The following is an 18,194-nucleotide window of genomic DNA, read 5'->3' on the forward strand; positions in this document are numbered from 1 at the left end:
TCCCTCCTTACGAATCAGTTCATGGTGCACGACGACCGCACCGACATGGCAGACCAGGGTTCCGTGCGCGACGCGACCAAAAGCGGAAAGGGCCCTCCCCGCCGAACGGGGAAGGCCCTTGAACGCGGAAGGGGAGGTCAGTCCTGCGGCTCGTCCGTGGACGGCGAGACCTTCTTGCAGTCCGTCCCCGAGATCGAGAAGGGCGCGTCCGTCCCGACGCGGTCCACCTTGCCGCAGGTGTAGACGCTCCGGTCCCGGGCGAAGGAGACCTGGCCGACGTTGCCGAGGGAGTTCTCCCAGCATTTGGTTCCGGCGACGTCCGTGCCGACCTGCCAGGGGCCGTTCTCGCAGACGTACTGGGAGGACGATGGCACGACCTCGGCGTGGGCTCCGGGTGCGAGGGCGAGACCGCCTATCGCGACGGTGACGGTCGCCGCGACCAGAGCGGCGCAGCGGCGGCTGAGCATGGGCATGGGGCTGGGCATGGATGGCTCCTGGGGGACCGAACCAACTATCGTCGCTTTAAGTTATCACTCAACTACTTTAGGTGAGTGATAACTAGCGGTGAGGGATGGCGCAGAGGTGGACGGCGGGCCCAGGTCGCCCAGCGCCAGAGCCACTCCAGGGGGCCTTGGCGGTACCGGCGCAGCCAAAGGGTGGAGAACAGCCACTGGACGGTGAGAATGGCGGCCGCGAGCAGGAACACCGCGGTCCACGACGAACTGAGCGGCAGGCCGAGAACGCGCGCCGCCACCAGAACGAGGACCGTCGCGGTCAGGTAGTTGGTCAGCGCCATCCGGCCCAGCGGCGCGAAGACGACCTGCATCGCCGGCCGCAGCGGCGTCCTGAGCAGGACCAGCAGCGCGCACACGTACACCCCTGCCAGCAGAAGCCCGGGCACGGCCAGCGTGAGAGCGAAGCCCAGGGTGTCCAGGTCGCCCGGATGTGGCTGCGCCTGCCACCACAGGGCGGGCGCGGCGCCCGCCGCGAGGACCAGGCCGACCACGGTCGGGACGTGGGTGGATCGATCGATCCGATCGATCACTCCATACCGAGTCAGTGCCGAGCCCAGCAGGAACAGGCCGGGAACCAGCGTGCTTCCGCCGCCGTACACGACGAACGACGCCCCGAGCAGCACGACGCCGAGGCCCGCCACGGCCCACCGCGGCAGCCAGGTGGACGGCAGCAGGACCAGCAGGCCGACGATGGCGTAGACGGTCAGGACGTCGCCCCGCCACAGCAGCATGTGCACGAGCCCGAAGCCGAGCAGCACCAGGAGCCGGCGTAGCAGGATCAGCCGTGGGCGGGCGGCGCGGTTCCCTGCCGATTCCAGCAGCAGTGAGAATCCGATGCCGAACAGCAGGGAGAAGATGGGGAAGAAGCGCTGCTCGACCAGCAGCCCCACCCACGCGTTCCCCGAATCCACCGCCGAGTGCTGTACGGCGTCCCCGACGTTGGCTATCGGCTGTACGTTCGCCACGAGGATCCCGCAGAGCGCGAACCCCCGCACGACGTCCAGCGCCCCGATCCGCTGTCGCCCGGACGAACCGCGCGCCCCGCCTCCCGGCCCCCGAGCCCTGACCGGCCCCTCGACGGATACCGCACCTGGTTCTTCATTCGACATGCGCCTTATCGTGCGACCCCGCCCATGTACAGACATCAACCGAAAGCGCGATCCACACCGCCCAGGACCATACTTTCGGCGGCCTCGCCCACGCGCACACGTAGTCGGAACCGCGACTAGGGTCGCCCACAGAAAGAGGGCCGTTCCCGTGTGCGGGGGCGGGGATTCGACCTGGGGATCTGCGATGAGTCCTGAATCGACGCCGGGCCAGGCGAGCGCCCAGCGCATGGTGGAGATCCCTGCCGGGGAGATCGTCCTGCGGGACGAGGGCACGAAGACGAACTGGAAGGTCGAGGTCCGAGCCTTCCGGCTGGCGTCGTATCCGGTGACCCGCGAGCTCTACCGCGCCGTCCGAGGCGAGGCGCCCGCGAGCCCGGCGGGGCCGCGGACGCCGGTGACCGACGTCTCCTGGAAGGAGGCCGTCCGCTTCTGCAACCTGCTCTCGCAAAGGACCGGGCTGGACTCCTGCTACTCGCCGGGCGACGACCCCGACGGACAGGACGTGGTCTGCGACTGGGGGGCCGGCGGCTATCGCCTCCCGTCCGAGGCTGAGTGGGAGTACGCGTGCAGGGCAGGGACCTCCGGCGTCCGCTACGGAGAGCTGGACGAGATCGCCTGGTACCGCGAGAACTCCGGCGGCGAGGTGCACGACGTCGCCACCAAGGCGCCGAACGCGTGGGGTCTCTACGACATGATCGGCAACGTGTGGGAGTGGTGCTGGGATCTCTATGACCCCGGCGTCTACGGCCCGTACCGCGTGTTCCGCGGCGGAAGCGGCCATGATCTCCCCCGAGGCTGCCGCGCGTCCTGCCGCCGCAAGAGCCACCCGACGTTCCACATCGACGACCTCGGCTTCCGCCTCGCCCGATCACTATGAGCCCGAGGACGCGTCAGAAGAGCACGAAAGACGGCGCAGCCGATCTTCTGGCGTTGACGGAGGGGCGCGGCTATCGGCAGGGCTGCCGGGGAGGGCCTCGCTCGGCATGACCGTCACGAGTTCGACTGCGAAATCTCCGGTTATCAACCGCGATACTTGAGCGGCCGCTCAGCGATGGCTGCAGCCGTTCGCCGGGGCAGGCCGTCGCCGGGGGCGGGAGCGGGAGGCCGTTCCTCGTTCGTCCGTACAGTTTGATCTTTGCCGATAAGGTGCCTCAGGTCTGTTCGAGCGGCGAGGAGTCGGCCTCACATGTGGCGGTCACGCGGGTTCCGGCTCTGGGCGGTCGCGACCGTGATGGCCGTGCTGCCTCTGGCGCTGTCGGTGCTCCCCGATTCGATGCTGACCACCGGTTTCGCGCTGATCAACCCGCCCACCTGCCCGGCCTTCGTGTTCCAGACCGAGGTCTACTCGCCGTCGATCATGCCGACGGTCCTGGGGTGGAACTTCCTCGTCGTTCCACTCGCCTTCGCGCTCTGGCTGGTCACCCGCAGGGGACGGCCAAGCCGCGTCGCGGCCCGCACCGTCGCGGCGTACGTGCTGCTCCCCGCCCTTCTCGATCCGGCGCTCATCGTGTACGACCTTTCCACGGTCGGCGCCGGATGCTGGGAGGTGTGGCTGCATACCGCTGACTGGAACCTCGCCCTGGACGCCTACCACATGACCTGCGCGGTCCTCATCCTGCTCGCCGTACGGCCCGCAGGCCGCGCCACTCCCCGCCGGATCCGGCTGCGCCGTGCGGCCGAGGGCGTCCTGGTGTGCTGCCTCCTGCTCGGCCTGATCGGGGCGGACCGGGGACTGGACGACCGCTTCACGGGAGTCGACGTCGCGGCGCGGTCCATCGACGACAGCGGCCATCTGGTGGCGGAACCCGGCGCGGACCTGTACTGGGACTCCATGATGACCCAGGCCGGCGATGGGCACCCCGAAGAGGCGGACTGCGATCCGTGGAAGATCATCCACCGCTCCTACGGCGACACCGCGCCCGGTGACCGCGAACTGGCTTTCCTCTGTCTCGCCAGGGATGTCGACGGGTACGCCCCCCGGCTGGTGGCACTTCCCGACCGGGAACTGCTCGGATTCGGCCGGGCGCTGTGCGGCGTCGCCGGACGGCCCTCCACCGAACGCCGCGTCCGCACGCTGCTCGACCAGGCCGGCGCGTACGACTGGAGCTACGCTCTGATGCGCGCGCTGGTGTTCCTGTGCCCCGACGCGGTCGCGCGTACGCGGCCCGACCTGGTGCTGTCGGACGCCGAGTCGCAGCGGAAGGAAGAGCTGTATCAGGCGGAACTGACCTCGCACTGCACGGACTCGGCGCGGCGGCTGCGGGGCTGTGCGGCAGGCGACCACCGCCCTGATCGTCAGCGAGGGCGGCGGCTACTTCATCGAGGACGGCGAGACCGAGGGCGACGCTGAGGTGCCGCGCGCGCTGGACGAGGCTTTCGGTGCGAGCCTCAGCGACGTGTCCGCCCACAGGGTCTCGGTCAACACGGCGGTGGAGAACTATCCCATCTGCCTGACGGTCAAGGTGCTGCGCCACGCTCCCCGCTTACGCCTCGACGGCTGGGACACGGTCGTTGAGACCGGAATCGGCACCCCGTCCGGCAGGCTCGGGCTCACGTCATGGGAGACGGGCGACCCCCTGCCCAACCTCGCCGCTTCCGGGCCCGGCGACTACCGCGTCCGTATCCATGTGCGCAACCAGGAGGAAGCCGCGAAGTACGCGTCCGATCTGCCGGTCGAGGAGCACCTGGTCATCGTCTATCCCGGCACGTCGAGAAGGACCGTCTTCCTTAGCGCGGGCAGGTAGACCAGCGTCAGCGCCCGGACGGCGCTGAGATAGTGGTGGATCTCGTCGGTGTACGGGTCCACATAGACGGTTACAAGATCAGCCCGGCACGTTGTATCCGACATTGCACCGGCGTGGAGCAGGTGGTCGAGGGACGGCGGCGGCGTGTGTACACCGCGACCGGTGCCGGACGTGCGGCGCCGGCCGAGGACCGGGCCGCGCCGGCTCCAATGTGGTACTGCAGCACGCCGTTCTCGTTGTCGCCCTTGGTGCCGATGATCCGGTCCAGCGCCGCGGTGTCCAGGTTGATCGCCGGTTCCTTCCCTCTTTCTGGTTGAGAGGGATGTGGGTATAGGCGAGTGCGGTGTGCACGGTGCGGGCGATCTGGCCCGCCGGGATCAGTGGCCGCCGGTCAGTTCGCCAGAGAGGGTGGCGTGCATCTTGGCGCTGGCTCCGTTGAGGCCGATGATCTGCACGGCCTTGCCGCGGGCGGCGTACTTGGCCTGGACGGCGTCCAGGGCGGCCACGGTGGAGGCGTCCCAGATGTGGGCGTCGGACAGGTCGATGACGACCTGGTCGGGGTCGCCGGTGTAGTCGAACTGGGTGACCAGGTCGTTGCTGGAGGCGAAGAACAGCTGGCCGGTGACGGCGTAGATGACCTGGCGGCCGTCGGGGTCGGTGACGGCGGTGACCTCGGCCAGGTGGGCCACCCGGCGGGCGAAGATGACCATGGCGGTCAGCGATCCGGCGACCACGCCGATGGCCAGGTTGTGGGTGGACACCACGACGGCGACGGTGAGCGCCATGACGGTCAGCTCGCCGGCCGGCATGCGCTTGAGGGTGGCCGGGGCGACCGAATGCCAGTCGAAGGTGGCAAACGAGACCAGGATCATGACGGCGACCAGGGCGGCCATCGGGATCCGGGAGACCAGTGGACCGAAGGCGATGCACAAGACCATCAGGAAGGCGCCGGCGCAGAAGGTGGACAGGCGGGTGCGCGCCCCGTTCCTGACGTTGATCATGGTTTGGCCGATCATGGCGCAGCCGCCCATGCCGCCGAAGACGCCGGTGACGATGTTGGCGATGCCCTGGCCGATGGACTCGCGCGTCTTGCCCGAGCGGGTGTCGGTGATGTCGTCGACCAGTTTGGCCGTCATCAGCGACTCCATGAGCCCGACCAGGGCGAACGCCAGGGCGTAGGGGGCGATCAGGGTGAGGGTGGCCCAGGTGGGGGGCACGTCCGGCAGGCCGGGCACCGGCAGGGCAGAAGGCAGGGCGCCGCGGTCGCCGACGGTGGGCACCGCCAGGTGGGCGCCGACGGTGAGCGCGGTCAGCGCAATGATGGAGATCAGCGGGGCGGGGACCACCCTGGTCAGCCGGGGCAGCGCCACCATCAGCGCCAGGGCGCCGGCGACCAGCGGGTAGACGATCCAGGGCACACCGGTGAGTTCGGGCACCCGCGCCATGAAGATCAAGATGGCCAGGGCGTTGACGAAGCCGACCATCACGCTGCGCGGCACGAACCGCATCAGCCGGGCCACCCCGAGGGCGCCGAGCGCGACCTGGATGAGGCCGCCGAGGATGACCGTGGCGATCAGGTAGCTCAGGCCGTGCTCGCGGACCAGGGGCGCGATCACCAGGGCGATGGCGCCGGTGGCGGCCGAGATCATCGCGGGGCGGCCGCCGACGACGGCGATCACCACGGCCATGGTGAAGGAGGCGAACAGCCCGACCCTGGGGTCGACGCCGGCGATGATGGAGAACGAGATCGCCTCGGGGATCAGCGCCAGGGCCACCACCAGGCCCGAGAGGATCTCGGTGCGGGCGACCTTCGGCGACAGCCAGGCCGGGCGCCCCGGGCGCGCCGAGCGCAAGAAGGCGGGCAGGCGGACAGCGGATGCTGAGGTGGGCAAGAGGAATCCTTCGCATGAGCAGGTGGCGGGCGCGTGGCGGCGCGCCCGCGCCGGGTGAAGCGCACCGGTGCGCGGCCGACGTCGGTGGGCCGGGCCGGTGGAAGACCGGGGAGTGAGGAATCCCCGCGGCGGGCGGTCACGGGTAGTGCGGCGCCGGGCCGTCTGCCACCCCGGGGCAGGTCACGGGGGGCAGCAGGCGGAGCGGTTCCAGGCCATGCGCGCGGGGTGTCCTTTGCTGTCTTCTCCGATGAGGGGCCGGCCGGTCCGACCGGCGGGTGGGCGGGTGCAGCGCCCGCAGGTGGGGCCTGCGGGATCGCCGGTGATCTTCCCGCCTCGGCAACTCTATCGTAACGTTAGGGTAGAGATCGGGCCGGGGGTGGCCGCCGGGGCGCACCGCGCCGGTCGGTGCATCAGTGAGGTCGTGACGACATGGACGAAATGGCGGCAATGACGCCCGATGCGGCTGCTGCGGCCGCTGTGGGGCGCGTCGCAGATCACATGCACATCGGGCAGGTGGCCGCGCGCACCGGCTTGTCGCTGCGCACCATCCGGCACTACGAGGAGGTCGGGCTGGTGGTGCCTTCGGCCCGTACCCGAGGCGGGTTTCGCCTGTACACCGAGGCGGACGTGGCCCGGCTGATGGTGATCCGGCGGATGAAGCCGCTGGGGTTCACCCTGGGGGAGATGGGCGAGCTGCTGGCCATCACCGATCGGCTGGATGCCGGCATCGACGCGGCCGAGCGCCAGGCGCTGCTAGCGCGGCTGGGCCGCTTCGAGCAGGCCGCCGCCGACCGGTGCCAGGCGCTGCGTACCCAACTGAGCCAGGCCGAGGAGTTCGCCGCCGACCTGCGCCGGCGCGCCGGCCAGCTGACCGGCGAACCCGCCTAATGGGAGCACCGGGTCGGCTGATCGGGCAGACGGTGCCTGGTAGCCGCCGGTGGGTGAGCACTTACACCGCCTGGACCCCGCCGTTGGCGATCTGGGTGTTGAGCGCGGCCCGGAGGTCAGAAAGGTCTGCACCTCGACGAAATCCCCGACGGCCAGGTAGGGACGGCGGCTGAGGCTGATGCCCACGGATCCGGAGGCGGCGGCCTGGATGGACGCCCACCCGACGGCCGTCGTGCCGTTGATGAGGAAGAATGCCTGTCACAGGCCGGTGCCGTTGGTGACCCAGATGACGTTGCTCAACACCGCATAGTGGCCTGCGGTCTTGGCGTGATCGCCTGCTGAATGGTCTGGCAATGGTCCGGCAACGCCGTCGTGTCTCGATTCCGGGCAGAACAAAGGGCCTTCAGCGAATCTTGCGAAAGGGCCTTCGAGGTGCGAAGGCTCGGAGATTTGAACCCCGGATGCCCGACGACCGCCACAGCTTCGTCTCTGCTCGGGATCACACTGCGGCACGCGAGTCTGAATACAGACAGTGATTGCTAGTGACTGTGCGTTGTGGCATGGTGCTTGAGTCTTGATCAACTCTTCTGGGAGGCAACCATGCTCGCTCGCCGTCTGCTGGCCACCGCCGTCATCTCCGCCGCCGTGGGCGCGGTCACCCCCCTGCCTGCGATGGCCTCTGCTCACGACCCCGACAGCCGCACCGCCCTGGTCAAGACCCCAATGTGCGTCGACGTCAGCAACAACCGTGGCAACGGCACTCTGATGTACCAGTGGCTGTGCGACAACAACAACACCAACCAGAAATTCGCCATCGAGGACGGCCTGATCAAGGTGCAAGACACCATCGGCAAAGGCCAGGTGATGTGTCTGGACTCCTCCAACGGCCGCACCAACGGCACCCGGGTCTACCAGTGGCAGTGCGTGGGTAACGCCAACCAGGTCTGGGTCATCCGGAGAGGCGCGATCATCCTCAAGTCCACCCTCAACTCAAGCAATCCCCTGTGCCTGGACGCCACCAACGGCCGCGGCAACGGCACCCAGGTGTACCTGTGGCAGTGCGACAACAACAACACCAACCAGAAGTTCGTGATCGACGACGGCCAGATCGCGATCAAGGACACCCTGTCCTGATCTCTGGTCACACCCGCCAGCTTCCCGATGTACCGCAGGGCGTCAGAGGCAGGCAGGACGGCGAGCGGCGGAGGGCCGGGTGCGGCGGCGCGGCGCGCCGCGAGGTCCATCGTCAAGCGGGCTTGGGTTCGGGACGCCCGACTGCACGATGCGCGGCACACCGCCGGACGCTCCTCGAGGGGCAGGGGGCGCTCACATCCGCGTCAGAGATCGAAAAGGCCCTCGTCCCGGAACCGGGAGAGGGCCTTTGAAGTGCGGAGGCTCGGGGATTTGAACCCCGGAGGGGCTGTAGGCCCAAACCGCATTAGCAGCTCGGATCTTGCCCGTTCAATGCGGTTCAAGCTCGACCAACGCGCCCGGCCAGTCCCCCTGGAACGGCATGGTACGGGGCGAACTGCAACCCAATCCGGCCAGAGCGCGAACGCTCATGTGATGATCATCTGAATAACGGCGGCTGCGGCGAGCCCGGCGCCGATCCCTGCCGCCGCGTTCCCCGACACGAGGCCGACAGCGATCGAGATCGCGAACTGAACCCTCGTCGGCCACACTGAATCCGTGGAATACGTCGGCCGGGTGCCCGCACCGCCGGCGGCGACATCGCAGCCCTGGCGATCGCCGCCCTCTTCACCGCGGGCTGCCTTGGACTGGCGTGGCTGGCACACCGCGACAGCCCACACGATCCCGACGAGGATCCCGACCGTCTCGACTGGTAAGCGCAAAAAACCAGGGCTCGCGTTTCCAAAATCGAAACGCGAGCCCACGCCTACTACAGATAGTCCAGCCACTTGGGCGGATAATCTAGCCGTATTTCCAAAGGCCCATCGGTAGGCGCGTCCTCCAGTTCACCGCCGAGCACGATGTTGTCGGGGAAGTGCAAGTTGACATCACATCCGGCGCCGGGGAATCGATCGAGAGAATAGGCGAGATACGGCCGGGCATCGAACAGGAACTTCCCTGATGGCAGCGGCTTCGGCCGGGCAACCACAACGACTCTTCTGAGCAGCTCTACCCCTCCCAGCTTGTCCAGGCCGTGATGCTGGGTGAGCTGGTCGAGCAGAAAACACAGGTTGTTACGGGCACGGACCGAGAGATGCTCTCCGAGTAGAGCGGCGGAGAACCCTTGGACCGCTCGGAGGAAGTACCCCAGTTCGTCTGTCGTCATCGTGGTTGGAGGTACCAGTGGCGCCGGGTCGCGACTGGTTGCCGTAAGCGTCCCATCGGCATCCACGTTGAGCTGGCCATGTACAACGGAATGACGCAGGTCCACGGTGTTGCCGTACAGGTGCATGAACCGCTTCCACAGCTCGGGCTCTCTGTGGAATGGCTTGACCCCCTGCGGCCCGAGCCCGTTGAGCGCGGTCCGCACCTTTGCCTCGATCGTTTGCGGTCTACCGTCTGTGCGGGGCGACAGTAGGGGCTCTATGACCAGATCCAGGATCTTCCACGCCATACCGAAGATGAGCGGGGTGACGTTGACGGTTGCGGGTTGACCGCCAATAGTCACAACGGCTTTGACCGGGCTAGTGCCGACGATGGCATGAATACGTGGCTGGTCTCTGGTCTCGTCGAGATAGTCGATGACCTGAAGCCCGGGACTAGCAGTGATCGCCGGAGCGAGATCACCGAGAGCATACCGCTCGAAGCCGGAGTCTTCCGTGAACTGCGTTAAAGAAAATGGCACGAGGTTCAGCTCCTGACGGCCCGCCGAGCCTTCTCCGTGACTCGGCAGACACCATCGATACTGCCCACCAGGGTTTCACCCGTGACCTCGAAGTAGTCACTGTGCCTCAGAGAACGAAGCGCTTTCTGGACGGTCGCCTGGTCCAGCCCGCTCACCTGCTGGATCGCCTCCGTGGAGACGACTCCGGGGTTATCGCCGTACAGCTGCACGATTGCGGTCAGGACGGGTAAGTCCCGATCGCTCCAATAGTAACTCATGGTGCACAGCGTCCCACCGGCCACTGATCATTTGCAGCCGAAATACCGGACTTGGCACGCTCCTATCGGCAGGAACGCCTCCCTCAGCGGACCGCATACCGCAGTGCTTCGTCTGTCACTCCCCGAAGCGCCGCATGTGAGGCTCGCCCGCTGGCTCAGCCTTCGGCGGCTCGTACACCGGCTGCTTGCCCGACCACAGCATCAGCTTCCCGATCCACGGGTAGGCGCGCTCCAGCCACCGGGCGGCCACGTAGTAGGCGAGCTGGCCACCGACGACCAGCGCACTGGACACGGCCAGGGTCGCGGACTCCGACAGGTCTGCGGGGACGGCGACGCCGAGCCCAGCGGCCAGACCGACCACCCCGCCGACGAGTTTGGACGCGGCCATGCGCGCCAGGGAGGTCAAGAAGTTGGACATGATGTCCTCCTCAAATGAGGTCGGAAAAGCAGAAGACCTGCGGGCTCTCCGCAGGTCAGAGGCGATCTGGTATGTGAGCCGGTATGAAATCGGGCCGGATGTCAGGTGACCGGCAGCGCGAACGCCGCGCGCCAGGTGTCGCGGCCGACGACGCCGTCGGCGTCCAGGCCCTTCTCCTTCTGGAACGCCATGCACACCGCCCGCGAGGCGGCCCCGTAGGCGCCGTCCACGTCGATCGCCCAGCCGCGCCGCTTCATCTGCGCCTGCCAGACGCGCACGTCCTCGCCGCGGACCACCGGCGGGTAGGCGAGCAGCCGCCCCGGGAACGGCGGCACGTCACCGCCAGCGGCCGGGACAATCGGCGCGGGCGACTTCCCGCCCGGCCGGGGCGCGCCCTTGCGCACCCACCCGTACAGGGCGTCCCCCGGGCAGCCGGTGGCGTAGCCGTCGCGGTGCCCTTGATCTCTTTGCCTGCGCCGCCGTGCTCGCGCAGGTAGTCGATGGCGTCCATGACGCCGAGCAGCAGCTCGTCATTCGGCTCGACGAGCCCGGCGTTGCCGACCAAGGCGAGGACGGCGAAGTGGGCGGAATTCAGGCCGCCCCCGTTGGCCGCGCACACATGCCCGGGACCGCGGCCGACGAAGACCTTGCGGTGCGGGCAGGCGACCATGCTGTAGCCGATGTCGATCCAGCCGTTGCCGTCCATATGGAACGCCTGCACCTGCCGCACCTTGGCGACGCACCGGTCGTGGTCGTCCAGGAGAGCCGGGTCGACCCTGTCCCCGGTGTAGTGGACCTTGACGCCCCTCGTCGACAGCAGGGGCGAGTACGAGCCGCGGGGTGCGCGAGCGCCCCAGGCGGCACGGGTTACCAGATCGATCACGGCTTCTCCTCACGGTGTCTTCTACACGAGCCAGACGATGACTGCGACGGCGATCGGGCCGATGAACGCGGTAAGCGCCACGCCCAGCGCCCATCTGGCGTTGCCCCTGATCCGTTCGATGTCCTTCTCGGTACGGCCGACCCGATCGAGCACCGCGGACCGCTCAGCGTCGTAACGGTCGCGGGTGACGAACAGGTCCAGGCGTGTGGCGATGACCTGGAGGTCCCGGTCGTGCTGGACGCGCATCTCGGCGATGTCGTCGCGGATGTCGCGGCGGGCGTCCTCCAGGCGGCGCGCCAGCTCGCTCAGGGACGGCTCCTTGGCCATCACGCGGCCTCCATCGTGTAGGACACCTTGAACTCGGCCGACTCCAGGCGCATGGGCAGCGCGGCGTCGTGGTACACGAGGTAGCCCAACGGAGTGCCGGGGTGAACGAAGATGGGCCAGGTCTTGGTCCGGCAGGTGCCACCGGTCCCGGCCGGGCGCGGCCGGTGGTCGCTGGTGGCCGTCGAATCGTAGCCGGTGACCAGGTTCAGCGGGTCGCGGACGAAGCGGTGCCGCACGTGGGTGGGGCGGTCGGCGGCGTCCAGGTCGGCGATGTCCTGCCAGACCATCATCGCGGCCAGGTGTGCCCAGGCGTCGTGGCGGGGCCAGATCAGCCCGGCACGCGGGTCGGAGCTGGTCACGGTGCGGCCGGTGTCGGGCTGCTGTGCGGGGTGGAGCTTGTCGGGGTCGTAGGACTCGGCGGCGAAGGGGAACCGCACCAGGGTGTACTCCCTGGGCGGGATCATCTGAGGCCCGCCGGTTGTCAGTGAGCAGATCAGCCATCTCGTCATGGGTCGATGCCTCCTGATGTTCGGCTGTGCCGGATGGTCAGGGCAGCGGTTCGACCAGCAGCCACGAGTCCTGAATGGCGTGCGTGGATGTCGTGCCGGAGGAGATCCGCCCCTGGAGCTTGAAGGTCGTCGTCCCGGGCGTCAGGTCGGTGTAGACCTTCGTCCTGCTGGTCGATCGCGGCACGGCCACGGGGTCGGTTGCGGCGCCATTGTTGTCGCCGGCTGCGCTGGCGCTGTTGGCCGTCGTGGGGGCGGCTGTGTTCGCTCCGCTCAGCACGGGGGCGACGCGAAGGGTTGAGGTCCCTGTGGCGTTGTTGTAGCCGGAGAACCCCCCCGACACGCGAACTTTTCCGCTGGCGGGCACGACGATCGACACGGTCGGCTGGCCGGTGTAGTCGAGGAAGGCACCGGTCGAGGCAACGGTGCGGTTACCGCCGCTCTCGTCGTGGGCGTACTGTCCGCCGGTCATGATGACCTGCATGGCGCGCAGGCGCTTCTCCAGGGCGGCGATGCGGCGCAGCAGCGTCGCGGTGTCGGTTGGGTCCAGGGTGCCCATGGCGCGGCCTACTTGAGCGGCGTGGGGACGGCCGGGATGGCGGGCGGCTCTCCGGCGTGCTGCGCGGGGGGCTCGGGGTCGGGCTCGGGGATGTTGACGACGATGACCGCTTCGGCGCCGGGGTAGTCGGCGGGGACGAATCCGCGTTCTGGGGTGCATGAAGGCATGCCGGGTGCGGCGGGACAGGTCGAGGTCGGCGATCTCCCAGGGCGTCAGGCCCTGGTCGGCCAGGTAGGTCTCGGCCTGAGCGATGGCGTCGGCGCGGCGGGTCTTGGCCTCTGCAACCTTGCCCGCATTGTCGGGCCTGGCCAGCGGACCCTGGTCGACGACGAGGCCGTGTCCGGGCAGGTGCTTCACAGGGGACCTCCTAGATCTGGTAGACGCCGGCGAGCACGAGCTGGCAGCCGGACGCCCAGGCGAACGGGATGGTGCCGCTGGCGCCGGTGCCGGTCTGCACGGGGATGCGGTCGACGCCGGCGGCGCCGCTGAGCAGGCCGCTGGACCAGGCGCCCGAGCCGTAGGTGGTGGTGGTGCCGGTGACCAGGCGGATGCGGATGTGCACCGTCTTGGCGGTGTCGGCCACCTTGTACGCCCCGGCCAGGGTGCCGTTTCCCAGCACCGGGTTGGTGGTGGCGCCTGTCCAGGTCGGATGCACGGGCTCGACGTCGCCCAGGGCGCGGGCGGCGGTCCGCGCCAGCCGCAGCGCCTCGGCCTCGACGTGCTCCGCCAAGTCCTGCTGCTCCTCGACCCTGCGGAGCAGGCCGACGATGCGCGAGAGCCGCGCGCCCGTGGACGCGCCGACAAGGGCGGTCAGGCCGAGCCGGTCGGCGATGGCTCCCTCCAGTTCGGCCACCGACACCTCGAGGTCGGCCAAGACGGCGAGGAGGTCATATCCAGCGGGGCCCGGCCGTCGCCGATGACCGTGATGCCGGCCGTGATGTTCGCCGTCTTGGCCTCGCGCTCGGCGACGGCCAGGGCGTCGAGGCGGGTGCGCTGGTCGGCGGTGAGGTCGCGCTGTGCCCAGCGCCGGGGCGTACCCGGGACCAGCGCAGCGCGCAGCGCGGGCAGCCGACCGCGCAGGGCGGCCAGCTGCTCGTAGGCGCGCTCAGTGGTACCGGCCGGGTGCTGGGTCACGGGCTCTGCCCGGCGACGACGTCGAGCAGCACGGCCCCGTGGCACAGGTCCGGCTCGGCCCACCAGTCCGCGGGCAGGCGGCACCAGCACGCCAGGTCGCGCCCGGCCAGCTCCCGGCGGGCCTGCTCGACCAGCTCGGGACGCGCGCGCAGGCGGGCCCGGTACAGCTCGACGGCCTCGGCCGTGGTGTGGACCTGGCCGCCGCACGCGCGGCATCCGTTGGGTGAGGTGCTGTGCGGGTTGGCGTAGGGCGAAGCGGGCAGGCCGGGCGCGGCGCGGCCGACGTACAGCGCGCTGTCGGGGACGCGGCCGTGGAAGAGGTCGCCCTCGACCTGGACGCGCTGCCTGGGGGCCGGGACGCCGACGAGCTCATCGTCGAGCTCGGCCAGCAGCGCCATGGTGGCGCCCTCGTCGTACAGCCGTTGGTCGTACGTCTCGGCGGTCTGGGTGAGCAGGCGGCCGATGTGCGCGGCGCGGCCGGGCGTGAGGGTCAGCCTCACGGTCCTGCCGTCATCGAAGGTGGCGTTGAGGATGGTGACGTCCCGGTCCTCGTTCATCTGGACGCGGACCTCGGTCGGGTCGTCCGAGCCAGTGATCGTCTCGGGCTCGTGGTCGCTGTTCATCGTGGTCCCTTCGTGGAGCGTGCGAGGCTTGGCTGGGACCACCCGGATAGCGCCCGGGTGGTCCCCTCGCGTGGTCGTGGTCACGGCCGGGCGAGCTTGCGGAGGTTGGCCAGGATGAGCCTGAGCAGACGCCCCTGCTCGGTGTCGGCGATCTCGTCGACCACGTCGAGCGCGCCGCGGATCTGGTCGAGCTCGCGGGCGTCGTCGAGCTGGTCGGCGATCCGCCGGGCCGTCCGCGCCCTGGCCGTCGCGGTCATCGGTCGGCCTGCCCGTCCGGCTCGGGCCGCTCGATCAGGGCCGTCACCTCGTCGAGCCGGGCGTTGACCTGGACTCCGAACCGGTCGACCCGGGCCTGAAGGTCGCGGACCTCCTCGGTGGTCGGAGTGTCGGGCTGCTGGATGCCGAGGAGCTGGTCGAGCTTGCGCTCGATCCTGTCCAGGGCCTCGATGTGCTGCTGATCGGTCATGTCCGGTTCCCTTCTGATCGGGATGGATGGGTCAGGCTGAGGCGTCGTCGGGGAACGCCCCCGTCCCAGCGATGGACGGGCGGGTCATCCGGGAGCGACTTCCTCGTAGTAGGGCGCCCAGTTGCCAGGAGCCCTCACGGGCCGAGGCGGGACCATGAACGTCAGCGGCGGGGACGCAACGCCGCCCTGGCGGCGCCGGTCGTTGCCGTCGAAGACGACCCGCTGGGCCATCTCGTTCAACCGCCCGGTGATCCGGTCACCGAGGCGTTCCTTGATCTCGTCGAGCTCCAAGTTCGAGACGAAGACCGTGGGGGCCATGTGCTCGTAGCGGTAGTTCACGAGCCGGAACACCACCTCGTTCACGGTCCAGTCGCTGGCCTTCGCGCTGCCGAGGTCGTCGAGAACAAGCAGCTCGGCCTGCGCGACCCGCTCGAACTCCGCTTCGGAGTCCACGCCGGGGCGTGGCCGCAGCCGGGCGAATAGGTCGCCCTCGGTCAGGGCCGCCCAGTGGGCTGCGATGCCCGCCTCGGCGACGGCCCGGATGACTCCGTACGCCTCGAAGGTCTTGCCCCGGCCCGTCGCGCCGAGCAGGAACAGAGACCCGCCACGGGCCAGGCCCCGACCGGGTACCGCGTTGGTCGCCGAGATCAGCGCGTCCGTCCAGGCGGCGATCTCCGCGTGAGTGATCGCGGCGTCGCGGTAGCGCAGCGGGATGCGGTCGCGGGTCCGCTGGACCAGGTCGCGCCGCCGCTCCAGCTCGAACTCGCGGCGCTGCTGGTCGGCGTCCGAGGTCACCGAGCGGAGCGAACGGTCGGCGACGTTGGCCAGGCAACGCTCGGCGAGAACGCCGATGCTCTGCGGTCTCCTGTCGTGGATGGGTGCGGTCATCACAACTCCCCGTAGTAGCCGGATGAATCTGTGGGGTCGCGGTACGGCTGGTGGCCTGGTGCGGCCTTGGTACCGTCGCGCTGCGCCTGGAGGCGCAAGGTGTCGTACTTCTCGCGGAGCTTGTGCATGGAGAGCACGTTCGACCGCCAGAACTCCGAGTCCTGGCACCAGTCGATGGCCTTGTGCACCTGCTCCTCGGTCCGGCCGTCGGCGTCGATCATCAGCCGGACGGCGTCCCTCCATCGCTTGCTGATCGTGGGCCGCTTGCTGTCGTTCTGCTCGATGCGGTCCGCGAGGTGCTCGCAGATCCGTTCGACGTCTTCGCGGACTGGGTCGCCGTCGCGCGGCGAAGCCGACGACGAAGAAGTAAGAAGTACTTCTTCTGTGGGGTTGGGGTTGGGAGCACCCGTTACGGGGCCGTTAGTAACGCCGTTACGGGTGCCGTTACGCTTCTCGGCCTTCTGGCGGTCACGCCATGCCCTCTGACGTGCGGCGTTGCTCTTGCGCCCGGCCTCGATCTGCTCCTTCGACCCCTGGTAATCGAGGTAGTCGTGGACGCGATACCCCCCCTCGACCTCATGCCAGAGACGGGCCTCGACCAGTCTCCTGATGACGATGCGCGCTATGGCGGGCGTTAGGTCGTCGTTACTGCTCCCGTTAGTAACGGCGTTACGGTCGGCGTTACGCACTGCCTCGACCGCGTCCTCGAAGTCGAGCAGGCGAGCCGCCGTCCTGCGCGGTATGAACCCATCGCTCAGGTTCCTGTTACACCAGGCGAGCGAGGCGGTGAACAGCGCGATCCCCAGCGACCCGACCCGGTCGAACTTCGGGTGATCGTAGAAGTCGTCGCTGAGGCGTACCCACGCCACCTCAGTCCGCCGCGGGCTCGATGGTGATCAGGGCCATCTGCCGGAGCGGAGGCATCCGACCGGCGCGGACTCCGGCCGCGACCAGTCGCCGCCAGATGAACGCCTCTCCTCTCGGGGTGACGTAGGTGACGGACCGTTCGAGCGGCGCCCGGTCGGGGTCGACGTTCACCAGGGCGACCTTGACCTCGAAGTAGCCGGCCTGTACGTACATGGCCATCGGCTCGTTGCGACGCGATCCTGTCTGGATCAGCACGTGTTCCGCGAACAGGAACTCCCGGAGCGCCTTCTCTCTCAGCCCGAACCTCTTGGCCACCGTGCCGACCAGGGCGAGCCCGTCGGCGTCCATGGTTTGGCGGGCACGGGCGGCCTCCGGCTCCAGCTCGGCGATCTTCGCCTGTTTGGCCTCGATCTCCCGGGCCTGCCTCGCGGCGAGCTCCAGCGCCTCGGCGTACGACGCCGGGATGACGTGCTGCGGCTGGACCGTGTACGAGCCGGTGTGACGGATCGCGGGCAGCACCTCGTGCGTCACCCACCGCTTGAACGCCTTGGCCTCCGGCTTGCGGCTGCGGAGGATCAGCGAGTACAGGCCGGGCTCGTTGATGACGATCGTCGACTGCTGACGTCCCATGGAGTCGATGACCGGGACAGTGTCATGCTCATCGTCGTCCAGCAGGTTGAGCGAGGCCCTCGCGTCAGCGATGCCGAGGATCTCGGCAGCGTCGCGGCCGACGAACCACGACTCGCCGTTGAGCAGGATCGCGCGGATCGTCTGTCCCGTGTCGGGACAGACGAAGCGCTGCAACTCGCTCATCAGTGGGTCTCGGCGAAACGCGCGGCCTCGATGTGCGCCAAGACGTCGCTTTCCCAGGCGACGACGCGGCGGCCGAGGCGGAAGTAGTAGCTGGCCTGGCCCTGGTGGCGGAGCCACCGCTCCGTGGCGGGTGAGGTCCGCTTCATCGCCGCGACCTCGTCGATGGTGAGCCAGCGGTCGTTGCTCCGCTTCTCGCGCAGCTGCTCGGCTACCTGCGGAGATAGGGAGGTGCTGACGGAGAGATCGCTGCGAACCTGAGAGAACTCAGTGGTACTTTTCACTTGCGCGTCCTTGTTGGCATCCGTTGGTAGCGGTAGACGTCGGGGATCAACGCGCTCTGGGCCTGGCGGGGGTAGGAGCCCGCCGGGCCCATCTCATGAGATGAGCCCTTCGGCCGTTGCTGCTAGATCAGCGACTCACCAGCACCATACGACACGCGGCGCCCACGTGTCACCATCAACGGGAACGAACAGACACCCAATGTGCAACA

27 protein-coding genes are annotated in these 18,194 nt (G+C 68.8%); 5 read left to right on the forward strand and 22 right to left on the reverse strand.

Translation table 11 applies throughout. From position 1 onward, the window contains the following. Positions 1-137: 137 nt before the first annotated feature. Together DQ384_RS21785 and DQ384_RS21790 are read right to left on the reverse strand one after the other, a co-directional pair. Positions 138-485, reverse strand: a complete 348-nt coding sequence (locus DQ384_RS21785; protein WP_114030711.1) for a hypothetical protein — start codon at positions 483-485, stop codon at positions 138-140. A gap of 53 nt (positions 486-538) precedes the next feature. After that, complete coding sequence (locus DQ384_RS21790) at positions 539-1,624, reverse strand: DUF418 domain-containing protein (protein WP_114030712.1); 1,086 nt, start codon at positions 1,622-1,624, stop codon at positions 539-541. A 184-nt stretch (positions 1,625-1,808) separates the two neighbouring features. Here DQ384_RS21790 and DQ384_RS21795 point away from each other — a divergent pair, with 184 nt between their 5' ends. The 3 genes from DQ384_RS21795 to DQ384_RS21805 all read left to right on the forward strand — a co-directional run bounded on the left by DQ384_RS21795 (position 1,809) and on the right by DQ384_RS21805 (position 4,368). Then, positions 1,809-2,501 (forward strand): formylglycine-generating enzyme family protein, encoded by a 693-nt coding sequence (locus DQ384_RS21795; protein WP_114030713.1) that lies wholly within the window; start codon positions 1,809-1,811, stop codon positions 2,499-2,501. Positions 2,502-2,810: 309 nt separating this feature from the next. Next, positions 2,811-3,974, forward strand: a complete 1,164-nt coding sequence (locus tag DQ384_RS21800; RefSeq protein WP_114030714.1) for a hypothetical protein — start codon at positions 2,811-2,813, stop codon at positions 3,972-3,974. Beyond that, entirely contained in the window at positions 3,892-4,368 is a 477-nt protein-coding gene (locus tag DQ384_RS21805; RefSeq protein WP_147268861.1) for a hypothetical protein, read from the forward strand. Before DQ384_RS21800 ends, DQ384_RS21805 begins: the two co-directional genes overlap by 83 nt. Before the next feature lie 377 nt (positions 4,369-4,745). Here DQ384_RS21805 and DQ384_RS21815 read toward each other — a convergent pair whose 3' ends face one another. After that, complete coding sequence (locus DQ384_RS21815) at positions 4,746-6,221, reverse strand: SulP family inorganic anion transporter (RefSeq protein WP_220183066.1); 1,476 nt, start codon at positions 6,219-6,221, stop codon at positions 4,746-4,748. A gap of 477 nt (positions 6,222-6,698) precedes the next feature. Between DQ384_RS21815 and DQ384_RS21820 the strand changes: the two genes are divergently transcribed. Both DQ384_RS21820 and DQ384_RS21825 read left to right on the forward strand, forming a co-directional pair. Beyond that, positions 6,699-7,148 (forward strand): MerR family transcriptional regulator, encoded by a 450-nt coding sequence (locus DQ384_RS21820; RefSeq protein WP_245966696.1) that lies wholly within the window; start codon positions 6,699-6,701, stop codon positions 7,146-7,148. A 600-nt stretch (positions 7,149-7,748) separates the two neighbouring features. Next, a complete protein-coding gene (locus DQ384_RS21825; RefSeq protein ID WP_114030716.1) occupies positions 7,749-8,282 on the forward strand; it encodes an RICIN domain-containing protein in 534 nt (177 codons plus the stop codon). Positions 8,283-8,707: 425 nt separating this feature from the next. Here DQ384_RS21825 and DQ384_RS21830 read toward each other — a convergent pair whose 3' ends face one another. The 19 genes from DQ384_RS21830 to DQ384_RS21905 form a co-directional block, all read right to left on the reverse strand. Then, positions 8,708-9,043: a hypothetical protein gene (locus DQ384_RS21830; protein ID WP_147268862.1), complete on the reverse strand. Its 336-nt coding sequence runs from the start codon at positions 9,041-9,043 to the stop codon at positions 8,708-8,710. Between the two features lie 5 nt (positions 9,044-9,048). Beyond that, positions 9,049-9,963 (reverse strand): hypothetical protein, encoded by a 915-nt coding sequence (locus DQ384_RS21835; RefSeq protein WP_114030718.1) that lies wholly within the window; start codon positions 9,961-9,963, stop codon positions 9,049-9,051. 5 nt (positions 9,964-9,968) lie between these two features. After that, entirely contained in the window at positions 9,969-10,220 is a 252-nt protein-coding gene (locus DQ384_RS21840) for a hypothetical protein (RefSeq protein WP_147268863.1), read from the reverse strand. A gap of 115 nt (positions 10,221-10,335) precedes the next feature. Beyond that, positions 10,336-10,638, reverse strand: coding sequence for a hypothetical protein (locus DQ384_RS21845; RefSeq protein ID WP_114030720.1), 303 nt, complete (start codon positions 10,636-10,638; stop codon positions 10,336-10,338). 101 nt (positions 10,639-10,739) lie between these two features. Then, positions 10,740-10,916, reverse strand: a complete 177-nt coding sequence (locus tag DQ384_RS43000) for a peptidoglycan-binding domain-containing protein (protein WP_245966675.1) — start codon at positions 10,914-10,916, stop codon at positions 10,740-10,742. Further along, positions 10,892-11,521: a peptidoglycan recognition protein family protein gene (locus DQ384_RS21850; RefSeq protein ID WP_245966676.1), complete on the reverse strand. Its 630-nt coding sequence runs from the start codon at positions 11,519-11,521 to the stop codon at positions 10,892-10,894. The genes DQ384_RS43000 and DQ384_RS21850 overlap by 25 nt, the downstream gene beginning before the upstream one ends. A 21-nt stretch (positions 11,522-11,542) precedes the next feature. Then, positions 11,543-11,851, reverse strand: a complete 309-nt coding sequence (locus tag DQ384_RS21855; RefSeq protein ID WP_114030721.1) for a hypothetical protein — start codon at positions 11,849-11,851, stop codon at positions 11,543-11,545. Beyond that, the gene (locus DQ384_RS21860) at positions 11,848-12,357 is read right to left on the reverse strand and encodes a hypothetical protein (RefSeq protein ID WP_114030722.1); all 510 of its coding nucleotides are present in this window, start codon (positions 12,355-12,357) and stop codon (positions 11,848-11,850) included. Before DQ384_RS21860 ends, DQ384_RS21855 begins: the two co-directional genes overlap by 4 nt. A 37-nt stretch (positions 12,358-12,394) precedes the next feature. Further along, entirely contained in the window at positions 12,395-12,913 is a 519-nt protein-coding gene (locus DQ384_RS21865) for a hypothetical protein (RefSeq protein WP_114030723.1), read from the reverse strand. A gap of 8 nt (positions 12,914-12,921) precedes the next feature. After that, a complete protein-coding gene (locus DQ384_RS41395; RefSeq protein WP_181871331.1) occupies positions 12,922-13,080 on the reverse strand; it encodes a hypothetical protein in 159 nt (52 codons plus the stop codon). A 200-nt stretch (positions 13,081-13,280) separates the two neighbouring features. Continuing rightward, positions 13,281-13,787, reverse strand: a complete 507-nt coding sequence (locus DQ384_RS21870) for a hypothetical protein (protein ID WP_181871332.1) — start codon at positions 13,785-13,787, stop codon at positions 13,281-13,283. After that, positions 13,724-14,047: a hypothetical protein gene (locus DQ384_RS21875; RefSeq protein WP_114030725.1), complete on the reverse strand. Its 324-nt coding sequence runs from the start codon at positions 14,045-14,047 to the stop codon at positions 13,724-13,726. Before DQ384_RS21875 ends, DQ384_RS21870 begins: the two co-directional genes overlap by 64 nt. Then, the gene (locus DQ384_RS42240) at positions 14,044-14,670 is read right to left on the reverse strand and encodes a DUF4326 domain-containing protein (protein WP_220183060.1); all 627 of its coding nucleotides are present in this window, start codon (positions 14,668-14,670) and stop codon (positions 14,044-14,046) included. The genes DQ384_RS21875 and DQ384_RS42240 overlap by 4 nt, the downstream gene beginning before the upstream one ends. A gap of 80 nt (positions 14,671-14,750) precedes the next feature. Further along, the gene (locus DQ384_RS41400) at positions 14,751-14,927 is read right to left on the reverse strand and encodes a hypothetical protein (RefSeq protein ID WP_181871333.1); all 177 of its coding nucleotides are present in this window, start codon (positions 14,925-14,927) and stop codon (positions 14,751-14,753) included. Beyond that, positions 14,924-15,136, reverse strand: a complete 213-nt coding sequence (locus tag DQ384_RS21885; protein ID WP_114030726.1) for a hypothetical protein — start codon at positions 15,134-15,136, stop codon at positions 14,924-14,926. The genes DQ384_RS41400 and DQ384_RS21885 overlap by 4 nt, the downstream gene beginning before the upstream one ends. Positions 15,137-15,220: 84 nt before the next feature. Then, positions 15,221-16,024: an ATP-binding protein gene (locus tag DQ384_RS21890; RefSeq protein ID WP_114030727.1), complete on the reverse strand. Its 804-nt coding sequence runs from the start codon at positions 16,022-16,024 to the stop codon at positions 15,221-15,223. Further along, positions 16,024-16,893: a hypothetical protein gene (locus DQ384_RS42245; protein ID WP_220183061.1), complete on the reverse strand. Its 870-nt coding sequence runs from the start codon at positions 16,891-16,893 to the stop codon at positions 16,024-16,026. The genes DQ384_RS21890 and DQ384_RS42245 overlap by 1 nt, the downstream gene beginning before the upstream one ends. 1 nt (position 16,894) lies before the next feature. Further along, the gene (locus tag DQ384_RS21900) at positions 16,895-17,704 is read right to left on the reverse strand and encodes a phage antirepressor KilAC domain-containing protein (RefSeq protein WP_114030728.1); all 810 of its coding nucleotides are present in this window, start codon (positions 17,702-17,704) and stop codon (positions 16,895-16,897) included. Further along, positions 17,704-17,985: a helix-turn-helix transcriptional regulator gene (locus DQ384_RS21905; RefSeq protein ID WP_114030729.1), complete on the reverse strand. Its 282-nt coding sequence runs from the start codon at positions 17,983-17,985 to the stop codon at positions 17,704-17,706. The genes DQ384_RS21900 and DQ384_RS21905 overlap by 1 nt, the downstream gene beginning before the upstream one ends. Positions 17,986-18,194 lie beyond the last annotated feature (209 nt).

Origin of the sequence: Sphaerisporangium album (assembly GCF_003323745.1) — a bacterium.
In the GTDB taxonomy this organism is placed as follows: domain Bacteria; phylum Actinomycetota; class Actinomycetes; order Streptosporangiales; family Streptosporangiaceae; genus Sphaerisporangium; species Sphaerisporangium album.

What these genes read in the sequence shown, in the direction of transcription:
- DQ384_RS21825 (WP_114030716.1), top strand. Translation starts at nt 7,749, where the DNA reads ATGCTCGCTCGCCGTCTGCTGGCCACCGCCGTCATCTCCGCCGCCGTG.
- DQ384_RS42240 (WP_220183060.1), bottom strand. Translation starts at nt 14,670, where the DNA reads ATGAACAGCGACCACGAGCCCGAGACGATCACTGGCTCGGACGACCCG.
- DQ384_RS21885 (WP_114030726.1), bottom strand. Translation starts at nt 15,136, where the DNA reads ATGACCGATCAGCAGCACATCGAGGCCCTGGACAGGATCGAGCGCAAG.
- DQ384_RS41400 (WP_181871333.1), bottom strand. Translation starts at nt 14,927, where the DNA reads ATGACCGCGACGGCCAGGGCGCGGACGGCCCGGCGGATCGCCGACCAG.
- DQ384_RS21800 (WP_114030714.1), top strand. Translation starts at nt 2,811, where the DNA reads ATGTGGCGGTCACGCGGGTTCCGGCTCTGGGCGGTCGCGACCGTGATG.
- DQ384_RS21865 (WP_114030723.1), bottom strand. Translation starts at nt 12,913, where the DNA reads ATGGGCACCCTGGACCCAACCGACACCGCGACGCTGCTGCGCCGCATC.
- DQ384_RS21845 (WP_114030720.1), bottom strand. Translation starts at nt 10,638, where the DNA reads ATGTCCAACTTCTTGACCTCCCTGGCGCGCATGGCCGCGTCCAAACTC.
- DQ384_RS21840 (WP_147268863.1), bottom strand. Translation starts at nt 10,220, where the DNA reads ATGAGTTACTATTGGAGCGATCGGGACTTACCCGTCCTGACCGCAATC.
- DQ384_RS21790 (WP_114030712.1), bottom strand. Translation starts at nt 1,624, where the DNA reads ATGTCGAATGAAGAACCAGGTGCGGTATCCGTCGAGGGGCCGGTCAGG.
- DQ384_RS21890 (WP_114030727.1), bottom strand. Translation starts at nt 16,024, where the DNA reads ATGACCGCACCCATCCACGACAGGAGACCGCAGAGCATCGGCGTTCTC.
- DQ384_RS41395 (WP_181871331.1), bottom strand. Translation starts at nt 13,080, where the DNA reads ATGCCTTCATGCACCCCAGAACGCGGATTCGTCCCCGCCGACTACCCC.
- DQ384_RS21785 (WP_114030711.1), bottom strand. Translation starts at nt 485, where the DNA reads ATGCCCAGCCCCATGCCCATGCTCAGCCGCCGCTGCGCCGCTCTGGTC.
- DQ384_RS21900 (WP_114030728.1), bottom strand. Translation starts at nt 17,704, where the DNA reads ATGAGCGAGTTGCAGCGCTTCGTCTGTCCCGACACGGGACAGACGATC.
- DQ384_RS21820 (WP_245966696.1), top strand. Translation starts at nt 6,699, where the DNA reads ATGGCGGCAATGACGCCCGATGCGGCTGCTGCGGCCGCTGTGGGGCGC.
- DQ384_RS21795 (WP_114030713.1), top strand. Translation starts at nt 1,809, where the DNA reads ATGAGTCCTGAATCGACGCCGGGCCAGGCGAGCGCCCAGCGCATGGTG.
- DQ384_RS21860 (WP_114030722.1), bottom strand. Translation starts at nt 12,357, where the DNA reads ATGACGAGATGGCTGATCTGCTCACTGACAACCGGCGGGCCTCAGATG.